Annotated in this window: 19 protein-coding genes; 16 read left to right on the top strand and 3 right to left on the bottom strand. The window is 44.9% G+C overall.

Annotated features, from left to right (window positions below; all coding sequences use genetic code 11):
- Position 1 precedes the first annotated feature (1 nt).
- From araD1 to KPL72_RS13675, 4 genes are all read left to right on the top strand, one after another.
- A complete protein-coding gene (gene araD1, locus KPL72_RS13690) occupies positions 2 to 970 on the top strand; it encodes an AraD1 family protein (RefSeq protein ID WP_219703301.1) in 969 nt (322 codons plus the stop codon).
- Positions 967 to 1,737 carry an SDR family NAD(P)-dependent oxidoreductase gene (locus KPL72_RS13685; RefSeq protein ID WP_219703300.1) on the top strand — a complete coding sequence of 257 codons (771 nt, stop codon included), beginning with the start codon at positions 967 to 969 and terminating at the stop codon, positions 1,735 to 1,737. The genes araD1 and KPL72_RS13685 overlap by 4 nt, the downstream gene beginning before the upstream one ends.
- On the top strand, positions 1,734 to 3,494 hold the full coding sequence (gene araD, locus KPL72_RS13680; protein ID WP_219703299.1) for an L-arabinonate dehydratase: 1,761 nt from the start codon (positions 1,734 to 1,736) through the stop codon (positions 3,492 to 3,494). Before KPL72_RS13685 ends, araD begins: the two co-directional genes overlap by 4 nt.
- 349 nt (positions 3,495 to 3,843) lie before the next feature.
- A complete protein-coding gene (locus KPL72_RS13675; RefSeq protein ID WP_219703298.1) occupies positions 3,844 to 5,352 on the top strand; it encodes an aldehyde dehydrogenase (NADP(+)) in 1,509 nt (502 codons plus the stop codon).
- Positions 5,353 to 5,456: 104 nt separating this feature from the next.
- On the opposite strand, the gene KPL72_RS13670 is transcribed toward KPL72_RS13675, so the two are convergent.
- Both KPL72_RS13670 and KPL72_RS13665 read right to left on the bottom strand, forming a co-directional pair.
- A complete protein-coding gene (locus tag KPL72_RS13670; RefSeq protein WP_219703297.1) occupies positions 5,457 to 6,401 on the bottom strand; it encodes a LysR family transcriptional regulator in 945 nt (314 codons plus the stop codon).
- Between the two features lie 132 nt (positions 6,402 to 6,533).
- Positions 6,534 to 7,544 carry an ABC transporter substrate-binding protein gene (locus tag KPL72_RS13665; protein WP_219703296.1) on the bottom strand — a complete coding sequence of 337 codons (1,011 nt, stop codon included), beginning with the start codon at positions 7,542 to 7,544 and terminating at the stop codon, positions 6,534 to 6,536.
- A 565-nt stretch (positions 7,545 to 8,109) separates the two neighbouring features.
- Here KPL72_RS13665 and KPL72_RS13660 point away from each other — a divergent pair.
- From KPL72_RS13660 to KPL72_RS13635, 6 genes are all read left to right on the top strand, one after another.
- Complete coding sequence (locus KPL72_RS13660) at positions 8,110 to 9,468, top strand: amidohydrolase family protein (RefSeq protein ID WP_219703295.1); 1,359 nt, start codon at positions 8,110 to 8,112, stop codon at positions 9,466 to 9,468.
- Between the two features lie 63 nt (positions 9,469 to 9,531).
- Positions 9,532 to 10,776, top strand: coding sequence for a multidrug effflux MFS transporter (locus tag KPL72_RS13655; RefSeq protein ID WP_219703294.1), 1,245 nt, complete (start codon positions 9,532 to 9,534; stop codon positions 10,774 to 10,776).
- 106 nt (positions 10,777 to 10,882) lie between these two features.
- Entirely contained in the window at positions 10,883 to 12,217 is a 1,335-nt protein-coding gene (locus KPL72_RS13650) for an MATE family efflux transporter (RefSeq protein ID WP_219703293.1), read from the top strand.
- A gap of 80 nt (positions 12,218 to 12,297) precedes the next feature.
- On the top strand, positions 12,298 to 13,125 hold the full coding sequence (locus KPL72_RS13645) for an AraC family transcriptional regulator (RefSeq protein ID WP_219703292.1): 828 nt from the start codon (positions 12,298 to 12,300) through the stop codon (positions 13,123 to 13,125).
- Between the two features lie 74 nt (positions 13,126 to 13,199).
- Positions 13,200 to 13,784 (top strand): LysE family translocator, encoded by a 585-nt coding sequence (locus KPL72_RS13640; protein ID WP_219703291.1) that lies wholly within the window; start codon positions 13,200 to 13,202, stop codon positions 13,782 to 13,784.
- Positions 13,785 to 13,931: 147 nt separating this feature from the next.
- A complete protein-coding gene (locus KPL72_RS13635; protein ID WP_212916788.1) occupies positions 13,932 to 14,156 on the top strand; it encodes a DUF1127 domain-containing protein in 225 nt (74 codons plus the stop codon).
- Positions 14,157 to 14,199: 43 nt separating this feature from the next.
- Here the strand turns inward: KPL72_RS13635 and iadA are convergent, their stop codons facing one another.
- On the bottom strand, positions 14,200 to 15,369 hold the full coding sequence (iadA, locus tag KPL72_RS13630; protein ID WP_249422252.1) for a beta-aspartyl-peptidase: 1,170 nt from the start codon (positions 15,367 to 15,369) through the stop codon (positions 14,200 to 14,202).
- Positions 15,370 to 15,554: 185 nt separating this feature from the next.
- Between iadA and KPL72_RS13625 the strand changes: the two genes are divergently transcribed.
- The 6 genes from KPL72_RS13625 to corA all read left to right on the top strand — a co-directional run bounded on the left by KPL72_RS13625 (position 15,555) and on the right by corA (position 21,872).
- On the top strand, positions 15,555 to 16,226 hold the full coding sequence (locus KPL72_RS13625) for a GntR family transcriptional regulator (RefSeq protein ID WP_219703289.1): 672 nt from the start codon (positions 15,555 to 15,557) through the stop codon (positions 16,224 to 16,226).
- A 271-nt stretch (positions 16,227 to 16,497) separates the two neighbouring features.
- Positions 16,498 to 17,517: an amino acid ABC transporter substrate-binding protein gene (locus KPL72_RS13620; RefSeq protein WP_012071755.1), complete on the top strand. Its 1,020-nt coding sequence runs from the start codon at positions 16,498 to 16,500 to the stop codon at positions 17,515 to 17,517.
- Between the two features lie 97 nt (positions 17,518 to 17,614).
- Positions 17,615 to 18,748: an amino acid ABC transporter permease gene (locus KPL72_RS13615; RefSeq protein WP_219703288.1), complete on the top strand. Its 1,134-nt coding sequence runs from the start codon at positions 17,615 to 17,617 to the stop codon at positions 18,746 to 18,748.
- A 1-nt stretch (position 18,749) separates the two neighbouring features.
- Positions 18,750 to 19,868, top strand: a complete 1,119-nt coding sequence (locus KPL72_RS13610; protein WP_219703287.1) for an amino acid ABC transporter permease — start codon at positions 18,750 to 18,752, stop codon at positions 19,866 to 19,868.
- Positions 19,869 to 19,880: 12 nt separating this feature from the next.
- Positions 19,881 to 20,624, top strand: a complete 744-nt coding sequence (locus KPL72_RS13605) for an amino acid ABC transporter ATP-binding protein (protein WP_212916782.1) — start codon at positions 19,881 to 19,883, stop codon at positions 20,622 to 20,624.
- A gap of 294 nt (positions 20,625 to 20,918) precedes the next feature.
- Positions 20,919 to 21,872, top strand: coding sequence for a magnesium/cobalt transporter CorA (gene corA / locus KPL72_RS13600; RefSeq protein ID WP_212916781.1), 954 nt, complete (start codon positions 20,919 to 20,921; stop codon positions 21,870 to 21,872).
- Positions 21,873 to 22,045: the final 173 nt, after the last annotated feature.

The following is a 22,045-nucleotide window of genomic DNA, read 5'->3' as shown; positions in this document are numbered from 1 at the left end:
TATGTTGTTTTTATCTCAAATTAAACAAGGTGGTGTGGTGTGTCGTGAAGGCAGCGAAGCATACCTTGTTCTTCATGCATCGAGTGTTTACGAACTCGCAAAAGAAGCCGTTAAAAATGGCGTGCCGCTGAAGTCAATTATTGAAAAACATGGTTTGGGTGAGTCGGTAAATTTAACTGAGCTTGCTAAGAACAATCAGCTTGATTGTCCTGTGCGTCACCCAGACCCAGCACACATGTATCTGACTGGTACCGGTTTAACGCATTTAGGTTCCGCTGCAACACGCAATGCCATGCATGCGAAAAGCGAAGAGCTGACCGATTCGATGAAAATTTTCCAAATGGGTGTTGAAGGTGGCAAACCAAAAGACGGTCAAGAAGGTGTTCAGCCTGAATGGTTTTATAAAGGCAATGGTGCTGGTGTGATTGCACCGGGTGACGCTTTGCCTTCACCATCTTTTGCTTTAGATGGCGGTGAAGAACCAGAAATCGCTGGTTTTTACTTAGTTGGCGAAGACGGCAAAGTGCATCGTCTTGGTTACACCTTGGCGAATGAATTCTCTGATCACATTACAGAGCGCCAGAACTATTTGTACTTGGCTCATTCAAAATTGCGTCCAGCGTCGTTTGGTCCTGAGTTGCTGGTGGGCGAATTGCCTATGCACATCGATGGTCATTCGCGCATCGAACGTGGCGAGAAAACCTTATGGGAAAAAGGCTTTTTATCCGGTGAAGACAATATGTCGCACACCTTTAAAAACTTAGAACATCATCATTTCAAATATTCGATTTTCCGTCAGCCTGGCGATCTGCATGTTCATATGTTTGGCACAGCGACCTTGTCGTTTGCTGATGGTATTCAAGCACAAGAAGGTGATGTCTTTGAAATTTCCTCTCCGACGTTTGGTTTGCCATTACGCAACGCCTTGGCGAAAGCGGATCAACTCGACACCGAGGTAGCGCCGTTATGAATAAAACAGAGAGCGCTGTTTACCCAGATTTAAAAGATCGCTCAGTCTTTATTTCCGGTGGTGCAACGGGCATTGGTGCAGCGATTGTTGAGGCGTATGCCAAACAAGGCGCAAAAACGGCCTTTGTGGATTTGGATGAAAAAGCCGGTACGGCGCTCGCCAAACGTCTGACCAAAGACGGTTGTGAAGTGCGCTTTGAAGTGTGTGACATCACCAACATTCAAGACTATCAAAGCAAAATCCGCGCTGCGGCAGAGGCGTTTGGGCCAATTTCAGTCTTGATGAACAACGCCGCCAACGACGTACGTCATTCTTTAGAATCGCTGACAGAAGAGCGTTTTGATGAGCTAGTAGGTGTGAATATCAAACACGCTATGTTTGCCGCTCAAGCGGTTGCGCCGATGATGCGTAAATTGGGTGGTGGTTCGATTATCAATTTTGGTTCTGTGGGCTGGATGATGGCAACGGCCGGTTATCCAACTTACGGCACGAGCAAAGCGGCGACCCATGGTTTAACTCGATCCCTTGCTCGTGATTTGGGTAGTTCTGGTATTCGTGTGAATACCTTGGTACCGGGCTGGGTGATGACTGAAAAACAACTGCGCATGTGGGTTGATGACGCGGCAGAAGAAAAAATTAAACAGAGCCAATGCCTAACAGGCAAAGTGCTTCCTGAACATATCGCCAACATGGCGCTGTTTTTAGGGTCCGATGCGGCGGCAATGTGCTCGGCGCAAAACTTTATCGTTGATGGAGGTTGGGTATGAGTGATTCTGAGAAAAATAAGTTCGTACCGAAAACATGGCCCCGCAAATTACGTTCAACCGAATGGTTTGGCGGTACCTCACGTGATCATATTTACCACCGCAGCTGGATGAAAAACCAAGGCTTGCCAGCGGATTTATTTGATGGTCGTCCAGTGATCGGCATTTGTAATACGTGGTCGCAGCTTACACCTTGCAACGCCCATCTTCGTGATCTTGCTGATCGAGTAAAACACGGTATTTATGAGGCGGGTGGTTTGCCACTGGAATTTCCTGTGTTCTCTGTGGGTGAAAGCTCACTGCGTCCGACGGCTATGATGTATCGCAACATGGCAGCGATGGATGTGGAAGAGGCTTTACGAGCCAATCCGCTTGATGGCGTTGTCTTATTGGCAGGTTGTGACAAAACTACTCCAGCGCTGCTTATGGGCGCCTGTAGTGTCGATATTCCAGCGATTGTTGTATCTGGTGGCCCGATGTTGAATGGCTACTTCAGAGGCGAGCGCGTGGGATCTGGCACGGCCTTGTGGCAAATGTCGGAAGACATTAAAGCGGGCAAGATGACCCAAGAAGACTTCCTTGAGGCCGAGCAATCTATGTCTCGCTCAGCGGGTTCTTGTAACACCATGGGCACTGCTAGCACCATGGCGTCTATGGCAGAAGCTTTGGGTATGGCGTTATCGGGTAACGCAGCGATTCCAGCGGTAGACAGCCGTCGTCGAGTGATGGCGCACCTTACTGGCCGTCGTATTGTCGACATGGTGAAAGACGATTTGAAACCGTCTGATATTTTGACTCGCCAAGCGTTTGAAAACGCGATTCGCGTCAACGGCGCGATTGGTGGCTCCACCAATGCGGTGATTCACTTATTGGCTATTGCTGGTCGTGTTGGTGTGGATTTAACCCTAGATGATTGGGATAAATTGGGCCAAGAAATCGCCACCATTGTTAACCTGATGCCATCAGGTAAATATTTGATGGAAGAATTTTTCTACGCAGGCGGTTTGCCTGTGGTAATTAAGCATCTGGCAGAAGCTGGAAAACTACATAAAAACGCCATTACCGTGTCTGGTGAATCTATTTGGGAAGAAGTCAAAGAGGTTCGTAATTGGAACCCAGACGTCATTTTGCCAGTGGAAAAAGCACTGACACAAAAAGGCGGTATTGTTGTATTAAAAGGTAACCTTGCGCCACAAGGCGCGGTACTGAAACCTTCTGCGGCATCGGCGCATTTATTGCAACACCGTGGCCGCGCTGTGGTATTCGAAGACATTGATGACTACAAAGCTAAGATCAATGATGAAGCCTTGGATATCGATGAAAACTGCGTCATGGTGCTAAAAAACTGTGGGCCAAAAGGTTATCCAGGTATGGCTGAGGTTGGCAACATGGGCTTGCCACCAAAAGTGTTACGTAAGGGCATTAAAGACATGGTGCGTATTTCAGATGCGCGTATGTCAGGAACGGCTTATGGCACTGTGGTTTTACATACCACACCAGAAGCGGCTGCTGGTGGCCCATTGGCGGTCATTCAAAATGGCGACATGATTGAGTTAGACGTAGAAAATCGCCGTCTTCATGTGGACATTTCCGATGAAGAAATGGCAACACGTTTAGCAAACTGGAAAAGTCATTTGGAACCACCAAAAAGTGGTTACATCAAATTATTCCATGACCACGTACAAGGTGCCGATACGGGTGCCGATTTTGACTTCCTAAAAGGTTGTCGAGGCGCTGCGGTGCCAAAAGATAGTCATTAATTAAAGAGCCAGATTATACCTTGGTTCATCCGGCCTACAATGGGTTGATTTGTATATTGNTGTCGAGGCGCTGCGGTGCCAAAAGATAGTCATTAATTAAAGAGCCAGATTATACCTTGGTTCATCCGGCCTACAATGGGTTGATTTGTATATTGTTTTGTAGGTCGTGGCTTTAGCCCGACAAGACGTAATTTGTCGTGACGAGTTTTTTGTCGGCATAAATGCGCGACATACAAGACCGACGGAAGTCGTTTAGCAACAGCCTCCTTCGCGGGAATGACGTATGAAACACCGATATCTCGCCTCTTGGGGTGGGGTTATTTAATTAAATAAAAAGAGAGGAGTGAGTATGTTAACGGGACAGCATTTTATTGCCGGTACATGGGTAAAGGGCGACGCAACATTTTCTTCAACGCCTGCTACAGGATCTTCTCATGAATTTGCCGTTGGTCGCGTGTCTGATGTAGACGCAGCGGTAGAAGCCGCCGAAGCGGCGTTTGAAGAATTTGGTTATTCCACTCGTGAAGATCGCGCGGCTTTTCTAAATGCAATTGCTGATGAAATTGATGTGCTAGGCGATCAAATTACAGAGATCGGTGTACAGGAAACAGGTTTGCCAGCAGCACGTTTGCAAGGCGAACGCGGTCGTACAACAGGTCAGCTGCGTTTATTTTCTGAGCGTATTTTATCGGGTGAATACTTGGATCGTCGTTTTGATGAAGCCTTGCCTGATCGCGCACCGTTGCCACGTCCTGATATGTACATGGTGCAGCGTCCGATTGGTCCTGTTGCAGTGTTTGGTGCGTCTAACTTTCCGTTGGCGTTTTCAACGGCAGGTGGCGATACGGCGGCGGCTCTCGCGGCGGGTTGTCCAGTTGTGGTGAAAGGGCATTCTGCTCATCCGGGAACGGGCGAGTTAGTGGCGCAAGCCGTTGATAAGGCCATGCAGCGCTGCAAGATGCCAGCGGGTGTTTTCTCCTTGATTCAAGGCGGTAATCGCCAAGTTGGTCAAGCTCTAGTTCAGCATCCGTTAATCAAAGCGGTTGGCTTTACTGGCAGTTTAGCTGGTGGTCGTGCCTTGTTTGATTTGTGTGCAGCACGTCCAGAACCAATTCCTTTCTTTGGTGAGCTGGGTTCTGTGAATCCAATGTTTGTGATGCCGGAAGCGGTTAAAAATCGAGCGGTAGAGTTAGGTAAAGGCTGGGCGGGTTCATTGACTATGGGCGCAGGGCAGTTCTGTACTAACCCTGGTATTGCGGTGATGTTGGATAACGCAGATTCAAAAACCATGATTGCAGCGGCGAGTGCAGCTCTATCTGAGATCTCTGCGCAAACCATGCTGACGGATGGCATTGCTGATGCATACCGTTCTGGTGTTGCTGCAATAGAAAAAACAGGTATTGAATCGGTTGTTCGTAACGCAGACACAACAGATAGAACGGCATTGCCAAACTTGTTCACGGTAACGGGTCAAGCATGGCTAGATCACCCAACTCTTCATCAAGAAGTTTTTGGTCCTCTTGGCTTGGTGGTTCTGGCAGAAAGCGTCGAGCAGATGGTTGAGTTGGCTCGTCATTTGGAAGGCCAGCTGACCTGTACTATTCATCTTGATGAAGGCGATCATGCGGCTTGTCAGAAGCTTTTGCCTGTGTTGGAACGCAAAGCGGGCCGCTTGTTGGCGAATGGGTTCCCAACAGGAGTTGAAGTGAACGATACCATGGTACATGGTGGGCCGTATCCGGCGTCGACAAATTTCGGTGCAACCTCAGTCGGCACCTTGTCTATTCGTCGTTTCTTGCGTCCTGTTTGTTATCAAAATATTCCAAAAGCATTGTTACCAAAAGATCTAGCTGGCTAGTTCTTAAGCATTAAATATCCCAAGGCGGGTTATTAAGCGAGTTCGGTTTTGAAAGCAACCGACTCGCTTTTTTTTACTGTTTCGCAAAGGTTAAGAGCGAGTATTTACGTGTTGGTAGGTTTCTGTTCGAGCTCAGCAAGCACCAAGCGCTTAAGTTGACTGGCAAGAGGCGATAATTGGCGACCGCGCATTTGCAATAAATAATAAGGACTCATGATTATTTTTCGGTCTAGTTTGAGCGCTCTTAGATCCGCTCGTACTTTATGACCAATCAGCAAATCGCTGACTTCTCTTGCGATAGGTGCAATGGCATTTGATGACACGAGAATAGCAATTAAGGCGAGCAAAGACGTACTGTTGGTGATGCTTAATGGTAGCTCCGCGCGCTCTTCCATAAAAGCCGCTTCCACCGCTTCGCGTATTGGCGCGCGATGAGATTGCATAACCCATTCAAAGTGAGCCAGATCTTTTATCCTAACAATATCTAAGTTGGCTAATGGATGATCTTTGCGAACCAATAGATTGACCGATTCAGTGCGCGCAGGGTAAATTTCAAATTCGTTGGCATCGTATTGTTTGGGGATTCGCGCGAGGACGAAGTCATTGTGACCAGCAATTAAATCCCGTACCAAAATATCACTGGTATCAACATTGATATCAATCTCGGCCTTTGGGGCGATGGCACGCAATTGCTGAATCGCTGGAATCACAAAACCTACTGCTGCACCGGTTACCGCGCCGATGGCCGTGGTGCCACCGCCACCTTCTTTTAGTTCGCCAACTTCACGGGCAAGATCTCGAAGCTCAACCAAAAGGTTGTGAGCACGACGTGCCACTGCTTGACCAACCAAGGTTGGCTCCATACCCTTGGCGTGACGAATAAATAAACGCGTACCAATAGTTTGTTCAATTTCACTCAACATGCGTGACGCAGCAGGTTGTGTCATTGCCATTTCATCAGCAGCAATGCCCAGTTGACCATGCTCGGAAATAACCGAAATTAAGCGTAGTTGATTGAGTTTTAAATGCTTGGCCAGACCTATGTCCATATCGACCTCTGTTATTGTTTTTAATAGAGGTATTTTACTCTAAATAGAAGCTATTTGCGTCTAATAGCAATAAAAAAGCCCAAATAAATGGGCTTTATTACCGTTTCTCTTTTACAAGGTGATGATCTTTATTTAAGGCTGAAACTGGCGATTAACGGCGCTTTCAGGGTCAAAACTTCCGACAGGAATATTCTGTGCTTTGGCGGTCCACTGCCATGTGGTGGCGAGTCTTTCTTTGGTAAATGCGCCGTAGCCATCTTGATCGCTGACTGCGTTATAAACCAAGGATTTGATGGAGTTAATGGTATCCGTCGCGGTACTTGCATCGACTTCAGGCACCATATCATGAACGATTTGTCCGCTTTCTTCAGGGTGTGCCCAAGTGTATTCAATGGCTTTTTTATAAGCTGCAACAAAGCGTTTGGTCACGCCTGGGTGTTTATCAATAAAGCGATCAGACGCGATGATAGAGGTTGAATAAAACTCTAAACCGGCATCGTACCAAGGTAATACTCGTAAGGTTTTTCCTGCACTTTTGGCTTGTTGTTGATAAATTACGGTATCAGTTATCCATGAAATAACGACGTCTGTGTTACCGGAAAGTAACATTGGGTTTAGGGCGCCAGCGTCTGCTTTGACCAATTTTATGCTGTTTGGATCAACGTCATTCACTTCTAACAACAAGGGTAAAAAGACATTTGAGGAGGTATAAGGCGAGGTGACGATACGTTTACCTGCAACGTCTTTTACGCTGTTAATGTCTGAGTCAGCAGGTACAAAGAAAGCATGGGGAGCTTTGCTAAATACAGAATAAATCGCAGAAACTGGTACATCGTTTTGAGCTTTTGCCATTAACAGTGCGACCAAGTCGGACAAACCTAAATCGGCATTTCCGGTGGCGAGTTTGCTAATCGAATCATTAGAGCCACGGCCGCTGGCAACGTTCACGTCTATATCAACTTCTTTAAAAAAGCCTTTTCTAATACCTACATAAACAGGCGCTTTGTCGCCTCCAGGCAACCAATCAAGCTGAAACTTCACTTCATCAGCAGCGAATACGGTACTGCCATTCAAAGCTGTAAATGCCAGGGCCCCAGCTAGGCATAGATGACGAAATAGCGGTGTTCTTAGTTGGTTGTTCATTGTTTTCTCCATGCTTCATCATAGATTCGGCGTTGCTTTTTTTAAGCAAACCAAACTCAGTCACTGAAACAACCACAAAGAAAACAAGATGAGGAAAGAGCGAGAGGGCTGGGTACACAGTCGAGTTAGATAGAAACGGCTGTCACTTCCCTTTCGACATCCTCTTTGGGTTGTCGACAAGGCAGTGAGCAATGCCCGAACTTGGTTTGTTGGAACCCGACACCAAATTTGACCGCTTCTACTCATTGCGTCACGCAAACTATTTGCGCTACTAATGACTAAGCAACAAGCAGGCCAAATACACTTGTCTATAAATTCGGCAATAATACGGTTGTTAGTGCTCTGTTTTGCACTTGAATTGGGCGTGTTGCAGTCTCGTCGCACCATAAATATGATTAATAGCATGTGAAATATGATGAATGGTTGGTGCTTGCTGTGTGCTCATTGCCGTTGCATAGACTGGTACAAGGTTTGCTTGGTCTAGTTAAATTGTATGTGAATTAAAGAGTAGAAGCGGTTAAGCCTTTTGGCCTGGACATTGCTCTTTCCTAAAAAGGAGAGTGTTATGCCCCAGTATTTAATCCGCCAAGCCAAAGCCGTTGCAGGTTATGAGCTTCCTCAAGATATTCGTATTAAAGATGGCGTGATTGCCGCCATTGCTCCGACGCTAAATCGCGAGCCTGATGACGAGTTAATAGACGCGTCTCACTGTGTGGTTTACCCAGGGTTTGTGAATACTCACCATCATCTTGCTCAATCGATACTAAAAGGCGTTCCTGCTGGTTTGAACCAAGGTTTAGGGGAATGGCTGGCAAGCGTGCCGTATCGATTTTGGCCGCAAATTACGCCAGATTTAATGTATGTTGCAGCGAAATTAGGTCTGTACGAGCAATTGCGTTCTGGTGTGACGACCTGTGCAGATCATCATTATTTGTACCATGCGAGCACATCACCAGAATTGGAAGACGCTGTTTGGCGAGCTGCTGAAGATTTAGGTATTCGCTTAGTTTTATGCCGTGGTGGCGCAACGGTGCAAGGCAGTCATAAAGGCATGAAAGACAGCGGCATTGTTCCTGAATCATTGGAACTGTCATTAGATCGTCTTGATGCTTCCTACAAACGCTACCATGATGCCAGCCCATTCAGCATGCGACGCTTGGTCGTCGCGCCGACCAGTTTGGTTCACACATCGCCAGCAGAAGACCTACGTCTTTATGCTCAGTGGGCAAAAGAGCGAAACCTGCTGCGCCACTCACATTTATTGGAAGTGTCTTTTGATGAGCAAATGGCGCAACAAAACTTTGGTATGAGCGCCATTGATTACGCCGCCCATTGTGATTGGTTAGGCGACGATGTGTGGTTTGCTCACTTGGTACAAGCGGATGCTCATGCGATTGAATTATTGGCGCAGACCAAGACTCGAATCGCCCATTGTCCAACGTCAAATTGTCGACTAGGCAGCGGCATTGCACCGGTTCTTGCAATGGAAAAAGCCGGCATTCCTATTACCCTTGGTGTTGATGGATCGGCATCCAGTGAGAATGCTTCTATGCTGCAAGAGTTGAATCTAGCTTGGTTGTTGCATCGTACTCAAGGCGGCCCAGCTGCCACGAATGTGGCGCAAGTGCTTAAATGGGGAACCCAAAACGGAGCCGAGCTTTTGGGTCTAAAAACGGGAAAAATAGCAGAAGGCTTTGCTGCGGATTTAGTCTTGTATTCCCTTGATGCACCACGCTTTTCTGGTGTACACAGTCCGTTAGAAGCGCCAATCTTATGTGGTGAACCGGCGCTGATTAAACACAGCTTTGTAAACGGTAAGCGAGTGGTTGAAAACGGCCAAGTACTTGGCGTGGACGAAGCCGAGTTAATTCATGACGTAAAAGCTGCGGTGCTGGAATTATTGGCAAGAGCCCCATCTAATTAATTGCGAGATACTTGAATAGGCGAGTAAACTATTGATCCATTTTATTCGTCATTAAGGAAAGGGATGTCGCTTTTTCATTCATCACAACCTATTGAATCGTCAGTAAAACGCTTGGCTGAAAAAGAATTGGTGGCGTTGTTTGCCTTAATGATGTCGCTGACAGCGTTGAGCATGGACGCCATGTTGCCAGCGTTTCCCAATATTGCTGAGTCATTGGCGATTGTGGATTACCAAAAAACTCAGTGGATTGTTTCGGCAATGATTCTGGGTATGGTGTTTGGTGAGATCGTTTTTGGTCCGTTGTCGGACGCGATAGGTCGTAAAAAAAGTATTTTAATTGGCATCAGTATTTATATTGTAGGCTCTATAATTGCGCTATTGGCGTCGTCCATCGAGGTGTTTTTACTGGGGCGTATTATCCAAGGATTTGGTGTTGCAGGGCCAAAAATTGCGTCTCGCGCCTTGATTCGAGATTTGTACAAGGGCGCGGCTATGGCACGCATTATGTCCTTTGTGATGATGGTATTTATTCTTGTCCCCATGCTTGCGCCTTCATTGGGGCAGTTGGTTATTAAAGTGGCCGATTGGCGCTGGATTTTTGCGTTATTAATGATACAAGCCGCTGTTGCTGGTGGCTGGCTCTTGTTACGTCAACCTGAAACATTATCAAAAGACAACCGTGTCCCATTGAATAGAAAGCGTTTAATGAAGGATGTACGTTTTATATTGAGCCGCCGAGATGTGATGGCGTTTACCATTTTGTTAGGTTGTATTTTTGGTGCCTTGATGCTGTACATAAGTACGGCACAGTCTATTTTTCAGGATGTCTATAATACGGGCGACCGTTTTCCTTTGTTTTTTGGCATGCTGGCGATAGGGTCTTCTATTATCAATTTTTCAAACGGCAAAATTGTCCTGCGAGTTGGTATGCTACGCTGTGTGGTTGGCGCGTTAAGTGTGATGTGTTCGACAGCGTTTGTTCTTTTGGTCGTGGCGGTATTTTTCGCTGGCGTACCGCCTTTTGTTTTTTTCATGGTGCTGGGTATGGTGATGTTTTCTTGCCTCGGCATGGTATTCGGCAATGTGAACGCCATGGCAATGGAGCCATTGGGGGCAGTGGCTGGGCTTGGAGCATCACTGATTTCGTCTTTATCAAGCTTGATTGCCATCGTGTTGGCGACCATCGCTGGGCAGTTCTATAACTTTACGGTTATTCCTTTGGCCAGCAGTTTTGCACTTTTTTCTATGCTTGCCTTAGTCATGCTGAGGTATGGATACAATTACAGCCAACGTCATACTGAAGAATGAGACTTTTCATCGCATACTGCATTTGGTGAAGGTGAGTGCCATCCAGTTGTCCGTAAAGTAGGTTAGAATATAAGCTCAGTTTTTTAGTAAGAGCACACCTATTTCTATGTCATCCCAAATATCCCAATCTGATTCCTTAGCTAAGCAACTTTTTTCCATGACATGGCCGATGATGTTTGGCATTTTGTCGTTGATGAGTTTCCAGCTGGTGGACAGTGCCTTTATCGGACAATTGGGTATTTTACCTTTAGCGGCGCAGGGTTTTACCTTGCCCATCCAGATGATTGTGATTGGTTTGCAAGTGGGCTTAGGCATTGCGACGACGGCCATTATTTCTCGTGCTTTGGGGGCAGGGAATATTCGTTATGCCAAGCAATTAGGCGGTTTGGTGCTCATGATGGGAAGCATAGGGATTGCTTTCTTTAGTGTGATTATTTGGCTGCTACGTCATCCTATTTTGGCGCTATTGAGTGCGCCAGATTCTGTTTATCCTGTTATTGACTCTTACTGGCCTCACTGGTTACTCAGCGCTTGGGTCGGGGCGTTGATCTATTTTTATTACAGCATTTGTCGATCTAATGGTAATACCATGTTGCCAGGTATCATGATGATTGTGACCAGCGTGCTTAACTTGGTGCTGGATCCTATTTTTATCTTCACCTTTGATCTTGGTTTGAATGGCGCCGCGATGGCAACTACGGTGGCATTTGCTTTAGGTACTTTGATTGTTGCGCCGCAAGTCGCTCGTAAGCACTGGATTACCTTTGATTGGCAAGATCTCAATGTCGGCAAAAGTCTGACGTCTATCGGTCATATTATGGGACCTGCGATGGTTAGCCAGCTACTGCCGCCAGTTTCTTCTATGTTGGCGACTAAGCTGATTGCTGGGTTTGGTACGGCGGCGGTGGCGTCTTGGGCGCTGGGCTCACGTTTTGAATTTTTCTCTATTGTCGCCGTGTTAGCGTTGACTATGTCCATGCCACCCATGGTCGGACGATTACTAGGCGAAGGTCGTTTGGATGATGTGCGCTATGTGGTGCGTCTTGCCTGTCGTTTTGTATTGTCGTTTCAGCTAGTGATTGCGGTGATAACCTTCTTTATCTCGGGAGTATTGGCGAACTTGATGACCAGTGATGAAGAAGTCTCGACGATCTTGCATTGGCATCTGATGATAGTGCCGGTGAGCTTAGGTCTACTCGGCATCTGTATGTTGATGGTGTCTATCTCTAACGCCTTAGGAAAATCCTACACAGCTCTAACAATATCGGCATTGCGCTTGTTTGCTTTCTTCTTACCTTGTTTGTGGGTTGGCTCGGAACTCGCTGGACTCAAAGGACTTTTCTTCGGTGTCCTGATTGGCAATATACTTGCCGGTATTTGTGCTTGGTACATGTATCGAAGAGCGCTTGAGCAGGTGGAGAAAACGCTCAGGAAGGCCTAATACCGCAATATCGTCCAATCTTTTATCGTCTTTCTTCGCTAGTCTATTACTATGGTTTAGGCTAGTTTCGGGAGGTTGTTATGTCAGTAGAAAATCGTTTTCAGTTTGCAAAAAGCGCTGTGCTTGATGAAGTCATGTTGCTGGAAGCTTCTATGAGCGATTTTTCCTATGGCACTCATGCCCATGAGGAGTTTTCTTTCGGCGTAACTTTATCGGGTCGCCAGGATTTCTTCGCCTTGGGTGAACATCACAAAAGCTACGCTGGCAATGTGATTGTGTTTAATCCAGAAGACGCTCACGACGGTCATTCCGGTGCTGACGATCCGCTGCACTACAAAATGCTCTATGTTCATCCTGACCAATTAAGCCCTATGCTTGAAAGCGCTGGCGTTCGCCGAGCACAAGACTTTCGTATCGAGCTTCCTGTGCAACAGGATGTGGTACTCAAAACACACATTTTACGCTTGGCTGCTTTAGTAGAAAGTTCGGCTACATCTGCACTGGAATATTCCTCTGCTTTGTTTGAATTTGCTGAATATTTGGCACGTCAAAAAGGCATTCAAATAGAAGCTAAGCCGCGATTGAAAGATCCTGTCTTTGAGCGAGTGCGCGAGTATTTACATGCTCATGTGGGTGCAGAAGTGTCACTTGATGAATTAAGCCAATTGGCGCATATGTCGAAGTACCATTTATTGCGCTGCTTCCGTGATTATTTTGGTATGACGCCTCACCAATACTGGCAAAACTATCGAATGAACCGTGCCAAAGAAGCGCTTGAGCTAGGAATGTCTCCGGCCGACGTGGCGTTTACCTTTGGCTTTACGGATCTGAGTTACTTTAACCGACGCTTTAAGCCCATGTTTGGGCTCACTCCTTATCAATTTAGGCGTACTTTGCTGCGTACCTAGCAGCAACACTCGCTCTATATTTAACTCTTTTTACTATTACTTCTTTTAATCAAATATCCATTTGAGGGATTCCTATGCTCGAAATACTCATCTACGCCTTCGGTGTCATGTACAGTCCTGGCCCTGCGAATATGCTGGCGCTTTTTGCTGGTGTGAACGGTCAGGGGTGGCGTGCTTTTTTGTATTGTGTGGGCGTAGGGCTTGCCATGTTGATCTTGTTCTTACTGATCGGCTATTTAGGGGGAGAAATTATCCCTCAAGAATACCAATCGATTATCGCCATATTGGGTGGCATTTATATCGCTTATCTTGGTGTGAAAATTCTGCAAGCGAGTTTTCAATCCTCGACGATAAAGGCAAAAAATACAGCAGTGAGCTTTAAAACAGGGCTGATATTACAACTTTGTAATCCTAAAGCTTTGGTGGCGATTGTACCGATTGTTACGGTGCAATTTCCTCGAGATCACATAGATGGTTGGCAAATCGCTCTATGGTCATTTGGGTTGGCTGTCATGGCTTGCGGGGCGCCGAGCGTGTATTTAATAGCCGGTTCATGTCTTAAAAAAGCCGCGATGAACCCCAAGGTAATGGCGTGGGTTAACCGTGTGATGGCGCTGTTGTTATTCTATGTTGCCTATCGATTTATTGTTAATCCGTAAAACACACAGAATGTGTGAAAAATGACAATACAGATTGTCTGTATTGAATTCTGTGTGCCTTTTTAATGATCTGTCTGCGTCTGTTTGGCTGGTATTAAGCCGTCTATCATTGCTCACTCAGACAGTTTATTTGATTAGGGGATTGGTATGATCATTATTGCGTTACTTAAGCATTTTTCTAGTTGTTTTGAGCGTTATAAGACGCGTAAAAAACTCAGCGCGCTGTCTCATGATTTACGCAAAGACCTTGGCATCATGCAAGACAGCTTTGAGGCCGAAGTTGGCAAAGGTAATGTGTTTACTCTGATCAAAGAGTTGATTGCTGCTCCTCAGTTAGCAGCTGCAAAAAAGAACAGCGCTGAGGGGGAGTAGGAGACTCCTTGCTCTCAAAAAAAAAGAGCAAGGAGTTTTTTGTTTAGTCCTCAAATGTGCCTTTTATTTGTGTTACGCCATCTTTTACGTGACAAACGCCTTTAGCAAAGGTGTGTTGTATGTCGAGGTTTTCATCAAGGATCAAAAAGTCAGCGTCCTTTCCTAACGATATTTCTCCTTTGTCATTTGCCAATCCTAGGCATTGAGCTGGTGCTTGAGTGAAAGGAATAACCGCGTCAGTGATCGACATATTTTCGACCTGAATCATTTCTTTTAGCTGATAGAGTAAAGAGCCAAATCCCGCTACTTTTAGACCAATCAGCTCGCGTTTTTCATTGAATATCGGCACAGAGCCATTACCGTCAGAGCTAATGCAAACTCGGCTGGTATCAATGTTTTGTGCTTTGCAGCGAGTGAGGAACGTGGATGCTTTAACGCTGCCTGTCGCACCTTTGTCTGGGTTGATGCCAGCGGTCAAATCAACAAAACCACCTTGCTTCAACCATTCCATACCTTGATCTGCCAGTAATTCGGTGCGATTGACGTGAGTCGGGATGAACTGAGAAACTGGAATGTCAGATTGTTCTACTACCTCAAACAGCGGGCCAAAGCCTTTCTGGGAATTGCCAAGATGTACGACCACGCGACCACACTTTCCAGAAATAAGACCCGCAACACGGGCTTCTGAAGCCATGCGAGATAGTTCTTCGATTGTTGGTTGTGAAGATCGATGGTCGGAAAGGGCGGTTTTTAAGCCAATGACTCTGTCGATAAAAACAATATCTCGCTGAATTGATTGAGTAATTGTTTCGGTTGGAACCTTGTAGCCGCCAGTAAACATATAGGCGCTTACACCTTCGGTAGTCAGGGCTTTTGTTTTAGCGTACAGGCTTTCATTGTGGCGCGTTGCACTGTCAGTTCCTAATAAACCAACAACCGTGGTAATGCCTGCTCGTGTTAAATGACTGAGTAGCACTTCGGGCGTACGAGTGTGATAGCCGCCTTCGCCACCGCCACCGATTAAGTGTACATGACCATCGACAAAACCAGGGATGAGTGTTTGTTCTTGTGCATCAATAATATCGATATCAGCGATGCCTGTGATATCAATCTTGCTTTCTATCTTTAAAATTTTGCCCGCAGCGATCAAAATATCTTTGATACCAAGTGCCTCAGGTGCATACACATTTGCATTTTTGACGAGAGTGAACATATATAAAACCATAATGGATACATTTTGTTGGTATTTTTATATCAAATGGGTACATTAATCAAGTTGCAATCGTCTGTATTTCTCTTGTCTACAGTCGCAGATATAACGACTCTATGTTAAAATCTTGTTCATATTTTATGCGGTTTTATTCAGAAACTTCATTAATCTCAATTAGATAGGCTTTCATGAGCGAAAATAACAAACAAAAAGCAGTACTGTCGGTTACGGAAGACATACGAGCTAAGATCTTGGATGGTACTTATCCTGAAGGAATGGCACTTTCGCAAGTGGATATTGCCAGCACTTATCAAGTTAGCCGCACGCCAGTGCGCGAAGCTTTGCAGATACTAGCAGGAGAAGAGCTGGTTGAGATTCGTGACACAGGCAGGGCAACGGTTACAACAATTTCCCCGGAAAGTTTCCTTGAAAAATGTGAGCTTAGAGCTTTAATTGAAGTAAAATTGCTAGAATTATCGATTCCTTTAATGGGCACTGAAGATATTGCAAAAGCCCGTGAAATCAATGAAAGTCTGAAAAAATGCGCACCTGAAGAGTGGACGCCATTGAACTATCTGTTCCATGAAGTCTTATATAAACCTGCCAATCGTCCTTTGATGCAAAATGTGATCAAAGACCTACATCATCGCCATTATGCGCGCTTAAAGTCTTTTATTTTGAGTCACCGTAATACGCCGCGCTCATTGCGTGAACACGATGAATTGATAGATCGGTGTGAACGGCAAGACATAGAAGGCGCTTGTTACGCGCTGGAAAGCCATATCATGATGAGTGCTTATGCACTGGCCGAACAGTTAAAATCACAGCAATTAAAACGTCGTCAAACCGCTTCACTTTAAACCTTCCAGTATCAACTGCATGTATTTTCTCAATGGCCTTTTCAATAGTCTTCTTAGGGATTTTCTTTAGGAAGGCATTGTTATTCGTCTACCAAATTTCTTGTACCTATGCTCCTTATTTGGACTTAGCCTTATCTTATTTTGAATTATGTATGTTCTAAATTCTGTAATTAACTTGAATTTATGTATCCATTTATTCATTATTGACTCTTAATATGTATCCAAAGTATTCTTTGTTTGTCACATCGGAACTCAATATAGGATTACAACAATGAAAAAACTAATTGCGACTGCGATCATTGGTGCTGGGGTTTTATCCGCTAGTGCTTCTGTTTACGCAGCGGACAAGCTAGAAGAAGTAAAAGCACGTGGTGTTATGAAGTGCGGTATCCATCCTGGTAAAGCGGGTTTTTCAACGCCTGATACAAAAGGTAATTGGACTGGGTTGGATGTTGAGCTTTGTAAGGCTGTTGCTGCGGCTGTATTTGGCGATGCCTCTAAAGTTGAGTTCATTACAATGAACTCGCGTAACCGTTTGACGGCTTTAGTGACAGACGAAATTGATATGTTGGCGCGTTCTACCACTTTCACCGCAACGCGTGATGGCTTGAATGGTGTTGATGTCACGACACCTTGGTTCTATGACGGCCAAGCTTTGATGGTTAAAAAAGAACTGGGTGTGAACTCGATTGAAGAATTAGACGGCGCGACTATTTGTACTTACCCAGGTACGACGAGCGAGAAAAACATTAACGACTACTTTGAGTCGCGTGGTTTAAGTTATAAAGCACTCATCGTAGAGGGTAGCGCAGAATCTACCGCTGCTTATCTAGCGAATCGTTGTGATGCAGTGACCAATGATGCTTCAGCACTGGCAGCAGATCGCCAAGGTATGCCGGATCCATCAGCAAACGTTATTTTACCTGAGCGTATTTCTAAAGAACCACTTGGTGCTTATGTCAAACAAGGCAATGATGAATGGCGTCAAGTTGTCACTTGGACGGCAATGGCATTGATTGAAGCAGAAGAGCAGGGCATTACTCAAAGTAATGTCGATGAAAAACTAAAAAGCACAAAACCTGATGTTATGCGCTTACTTGGCACTGAAGGTAGTTTAGGTAAGAACTTTGGCTTGGATGATAAATGGGCTTACAACGCCATTAAAGCAGTAGGTAACTACGGCGAAATCTTTGACCGTAACTTAGGTAAGGATTCCGCGCTTAAGTTTGATCGCGGCTTAAATAACCTTTATACCAAAGGCGGTCTGTTATACGCCTACCCGTTCCGTTAATCATAATTTGAGCCAGTTTACCCTTAGGTAAGCTGGCTTTTCATTGTCATTAGCGTTTGAAAGCTCCACTTGTAAGCACCATCTATGGCAGTTGTTTATGCATTCTTTTTTATATAACCGAAAAGTTCGAGACACTCTGATACAGCTCGTATTTTTTGCAGTCATTTGTTTTGGGATTACTTATCTTGTCCTAAATGCTGCGACCAATATGCGCGATGCGGGTTTGACTAGCGGCTTTGACTTTCTTTTTCAGCGAGCAGGCTATGATATTAGCTATAGCTTGATTCACTACGATCCAAAAACCTCTACGCATTTAATGGCGTGGGCAGCCGGTATGGTCAATACGATTGCGTTTGCCGTTGTAGCTATCTTATTAACGACTGTAATGGCTTTGTGTTTGGCTGTTATGCGTTTGTCGCAGAATTTTTTATTGTCTAAAGTATCTCTTTGCCTTGTTGAATATGTTCGTAACGTACCTATTTTGGTGCATATTTCAGTTTGGTATACCTTGTCGCTGATGCTGCCAAGTGTGCGTCAGGCGTTTAATTTTGGTGATGTGTCGTTTCTTTCAAATCGTGGTTTATCCATTCCTAGCGTGGAATGGAATTACGGTTTGTTGGCGTCTTTAGTGTTTGCTGCGTTATGGATTGTATTGTGCTTTTTGGTCAACAAAAGAGTCTCTACAACAGGGCGACGTATTATCTCTGTACTGCTCATGACAATCGTTTTGGCGGTGTTGGCGAGCCTTGTATTTACGCCTGTTATTAGCTTTACCGCACCTAAATTAGTTGGCTTTAATTTTAAACACGGTTGGACGCTTCCTCCAGAATTTATCATGCTTATCATTGCAGTAAGTACTTACTCGGCGGCACATGGTTCAGAAGTCATTCGAGGCAGTATTTTGGCTATTTCAAAAGGGCAAATGGAAGCCGGTTTAGCGCTTGGTGTCAGGTCTAATATTGTGATGAATAAAGTGATTATTCCGCAAGCTCTACATTCTATTATTCCGCCAATGACGTCTATTTATATCAACGTACTAAAAGCCGCTGCATTGGGTTCGGTGGTTGGCTTTATGGACATTATGGGCACCATGGGTGGGAGTAGTTTAAATATTACAGGCCAAGCCATTGAGTGCATCGTGATCGTGATGGTGAGTTATGGGATTTTGAATCTGATACTGGCGGCCATTATGGGACGTTTCAACAAAGCTATGCAGTTGAAAGGGCGATAAGATGAATCATCAAGCGAGCATCGAAAAAATAACCGGTAAGCCGATTGAAGCGAGAGCAAAAAAATCGACTCCTTTAAGTTTTAGCCGAGTTGTTGTGTGGATAAAACGTAACCTTTTCAACACTTGGCTAGACAGTTTAGTCACTTTGGCCATTATTGCACTCTTGTGTTTACTGTTGCCAAAAGCTTTAGATTGGCTGTTTTTCTCTGCCACCTTTAGTGGAACAAGCCGTGCGGATTGTGCTCCGGGCGCTGCGTGTTGGATTCCGATCCGACAATACATGGATTATTACATCTATGGGCCTTTTCCTGAATCAGAGCAATGGCGAGTGAATTCGGCGTTTGCTGTTGGGCTTTTTGTCTTTCCTTTATTGTTTAGTCAACGAATCCCGCAAAAATGGATCGTGGTTTATATCCTCGTTTTGCCTGTAGTGCTTTGGTTGTTGCTTAAAGGTGGCTTTATCTTTGAAGACATTTCAACTAGTGCGTTGGGTGGCCTGACGCTGACTTTCTTCTTGGGCATTATTGCCATGTGTTTATCATTGCCTGTGGCCATTCTTTTAGCATTGGGCCGGCGTTCACAGTTGCCTATCTTGCGTTGGGCTTGCATCGGCTACATCGAGATTATTCGTTCTGTACCTGTGATTACCTTCTTGTTCATGGCGTCTTTAGTGTTGCAGCTTTTCTTGCCAAGTGGCGTATCTATCGACGTATTGTTCCGAGTCTTGTTCGTGCTGATTTTCGTTTCGGCTGTGTACAAAGCAGAGATCATTCGAGGTGCGATCCAAGCTGTGCCAAAAGGCCAAATTGAAGCCTCTTATGCGATGGGCTGTGGCTACTGGAAAACTATGGCGTATGTGGTTATGCCGCAAGCATTACGTAACTCAGTTCCTGCGTTAATTACCAACTTTATTGGTTTATTTAAAGAAACTACCTTGGTGATGATTCTTGGTTTATTAGAAGTGATGGGCGCAATTAATGCGACTTTTCACAACGCGGAATGGCTTGGTCTTCATGCAGAAGGTCCAATCGTTATTTCGGCGTTTTTCTTTATCGCTTGTTTTTCTATTGCACAGTACGGCGCGCATCTAGAGCGGCGTATCAAACGCACAAAACATTAATTGGAATGCATTATGTCTGAACAAACAGTAGTAAAGCTGGATCAAGTTAATAAATGGTACGGTAAATATCATGCGCTGCGCGATATCGATTTAGCGGTAGCCAAAGGCGAAACCATCGTAATTTGTGGACCTTCTGGTTCAGGGAAATCCACCTTGATTCGTTGCCTTAATAATTTAGAGCAACACGACGAAGGAGATATCACTATTTGCGATATCACCATCCGTGACAATGTTAAAGACATTGAGAAAATTCGTCGTCATACGGGGATGGTGTTTCAGCACTTTAATCTTTTCCCCCATATGACGGTGCTAGATAACTGTACTTTTGGTTTACGTCATGTGTTGGGTATGTCAGTGGCACAGGCGAATGAAGTCGCGCGTGATTTGCTTGATAAAGTGAAAATCGGTGATCAAGAGCAGAAGTATCCAGGTCAACTGTCTGGTGGTCAGCAGCAGCGTGTTGCCATCGCCAGAGCGCTAACGATGTCTCCTGACATTATGTTATTTGATGAACCAACCTCAGCACTTGATCCTGAAATGATTTCTGAAGTGCTGGAAATTATGCGCTCATTGTCAAAAGACGGCATGACAATGATTTGTGTAACTCACGAAATGGGTTTTGCCAAAGAATTCGCGGATCGAATTGTCTTTATGGAAGCGGGCAGTGTAATTGAGATATCACCGCCAGAAGAATTTTTCGTGAAGCCAAAAACAGAGCGGGCCAAAGTTTTCTTGGATCAAATTTTAGCGCATTGATTTTTTTGGTTTTAGCAATGAAATTTAAAGTTTCTTATCCAACTCGATAAGAAGTGGACCATCTCCTCCCAGGGAAAAGGTCTTTTTGGGGGTAATTCAGTTCACACTGTATTGCCTCTTTTTTTGTCCTGCTGTTTCTTTCCTGCGTGAGATACAATAAGTGCTCTTGCAACCATACAAACCTATTTCAACGTCATAAAACACACATCTCCAGTGTTTATTCTATAGGTTGCGAGCCGTGCCAAATTACGTGATTAGGCTGAAATAAGGTGCCGAGCATATCGAGGAAGTAGCATGTTAAGATTTTTTAAAATCCGCAATGGATTGATTCAAGAAATTTCCAAAGAAGATGAGAATTTTGCCACCCTTCAAAAAGAGGCGAACTGGATTGACGCCGCAGAACCCGATGACGACGAGCGATTACAGCTTAAGGCGTTATTGAGAACAGACCTTCCCGAATCCGATGATGTCGAAGAGATTGAAGCGTCCGCTCGTTGCTTCGTTGACCAAGCAGGCATTCATGTTCACTCATTGTTTTTAAATCAAACGGAAGGGCGCCATAAAACGTCAACCGTTGCTTGTATCTTGCAGCAAGGCAGGCTGATCACCATTCGTGAAACAGAATTAGCTGATTTTAGGTTGTTGCGTATGCGTGCGCGACGAGGTCACATTGTGGTGGATTCAGCCGCTCATTTGTTGGTGACTTTACTTGAAAATAAAGTCGAGAACCACGCGGATACGCTAGAAGATTATCATCGTCAGTTGGAAGGTGTGAGCCATCTTGTACTCGAAGACGACGAGACAGAGCTGGATACGATTATTGAAAAATTGGCGCGCTTAGAAGACAGTAACGGCAAAATTCGTCTTTGTCTGATGGATACGCAACGCAATATTTCTTTTCTGCTGCGTCACTTACCTAATCGACAAGACTATTCAGAAACTCTTCGTGAGGTCATGCGTGACGTGGAAACCTTGATGTCTCATACGACTTTCTTGTTCGATAAAATCAACTTCTTGATGGATTCGACACAGGGTTTTATTAACATCGAACAGAATAAAATCATCAAGATTTTCTCTATCGCTTCGGTGGTGTTTTTACCGCCAACTTTGGTTGCCAGTATTTACGGGATGAACTTTAAAATCATGCCTGAATTGGGCTTTGATTACGGCTATCCGGCAGCGTTAGGCTTGATGGTGTTTTCAGCATTTGCACCTTATTGGTATTTTAAACACCGCGGCTGGTTGTAAGCCGCTTATTTTCTTTCTTCTATAAAACTGCATGATCTTGTTGAGTTTGACATGGTTATGCAGCTTTTCTTGTTAGCCTTTACAGTTACTGTGCATTTCTGCCCTGTATATCTTTTTATTTGAGTAATTACTTATTGAAAATGCGGTTGAGAATGACTACCATTTGTTTAATG

Origin of the sequence: Marinomonas lutimaris, from assembly GCF_019426345.1 — a bacterium.
GTDB classification, from domain to species: Bacteria; Pseudomonadota; Gammaproteobacteria; order Pseudomonadales; family Marinomonadaceae; genus Marinomonas; species Marinomonas lutimaris.
The sequence above is the reverse complement of the archived record's forward strand: the minus strand, read 5'-3'. Positions and strand labels throughout refer to the sequence as shown.

What these genes read in the sequence shown, in the direction of transcription:
- araD1 (WP_219703301.1), top strand. Translation starts at nt 2, where the DNA reads ATGTTGTTTTTATCTCAAATTAAACAAGGTGGTGTGGTGTGTCGTGAA.
- KPL72_RS13685 (WP_219703300.1), top strand. Translation starts at nt 967, where the DNA reads ATGAATAAAACAGAGAGCGCTGTTTACCCAGATTTAAAAGATCGCTCA.
- araD (WP_219703299.1), top strand. Translation starts at nt 1,734, where the DNA reads ATGAGTGATTCTGAGAAAAATAAGTTCGTACCGAAAACATGGCCCCGC.
- KPL72_RS13675 (WP_219703298.1), top strand. Translation starts at nt 3,844, where the DNA reads ATGTTAACGGGACAGCATTTTATTGCCGGTACATGGGTAAAGGGCGAC.
- KPL72_RS13670 (WP_219703297.1), bottom strand. Translation starts at nt 6,401, where the DNA reads ATGGACATAGGTCTGGCCAAGCATTTAAAACTCAATCAACTACGCTTA.
- KPL72_RS13665 (WP_219703296.1), bottom strand. Translation starts at nt 7,544, where the DNA reads ATGAACAACCAACTAAGAACACCGCTATTTCGTCATCTATGCCTAGCT.
- KPL72_RS13660 (WP_219703295.1), top strand. Translation starts at nt 8,110, where the DNA reads ATGCCCCAGTATTTAATCCGCCAAGCCAAAGCCGTTGCAGGTTATGAG.
- KPL72_RS13655 (WP_219703294.1), top strand. Translation starts at nt 9,532, where the DNA reads ATGTCGCTTTTTCATTCATCACAACCTATTGAATCGTCAGTAAAACGC.
- KPL72_RS13650 (WP_219703293.1), top strand. Translation starts at nt 10,883, where the DNA reads ATGTCATCCCAAATATCCCAATCTGATTCCTTAGCTAAGCAACTTTTT.
- KPL72_RS13645 (WP_219703292.1), top strand. Translation starts at nt 12,298, where the DNA reads ATGTCAGTAGAAAATCGTTTTCAGTTTGCAAAAAGCGCTGTGCTTGAT.
- KPL72_RS13640 (WP_219703291.1), top strand. Translation starts at nt 13,200, where the DNA reads ATGCTCGAAATACTCATCTACGCCTTCGGTGTCATGTACAGTCCTGGC.
- KPL72_RS13635 (WP_212916788.1), top strand. Translation starts at nt 13,932, where the DNA reads ATGATCATTATTGCGTTACTTAAGCATTTTTCTAGTTGTTTTGAGCGT.
- iadA (WP_249422252.1), bottom strand. Translation starts at nt 15,369, where the DNA reads ATGTTCACTCTCGTCAAAAATGCAAATGTGTATGCACCTGAGGCACTT.
- KPL72_RS13625 (WP_219703289.1), top strand. Translation starts at nt 15,555, where the DNA reads ATGAGCGAAAATAACAAACAAAAAGCAGTACTGTCGGTTACGGAAGAC.
- KPL72_RS13620 (WP_012071755.1), top strand. Translation starts at nt 16,498, where the DNA reads ATGAAAAAACTAATTGCGACTGCGATCATTGGTGCTGGGGTTTTATCC.
- KPL72_RS13615 (WP_219703288.1), top strand. Translation starts at nt 17,615, where the DNA reads ATGCATTCTTTTTTATATAACCGAAAAGTTCGAGACACTCTGATACAG.
- KPL72_RS13610 (WP_219703287.1), top strand. Translation starts at nt 18,750, where the DNA reads ATGAATCATCAAGCGAGCATCGAAAAAATAACCGGTAAGCCGATTGAA.
- KPL72_RS13605 (WP_212916782.1), top strand. Translation starts at nt 19,881, where the DNA reads ATGTCTGAACAAACAGTAGTAAAGCTGGATCAAGTTAATAAATGGTAC.
- corA (WP_212916781.1), top strand. Translation starts at nt 20,919, where the DNA reads ATGTTAAGATTTTTTAAAATCCGCAATGGATTGATTCAAGAAATTTCC.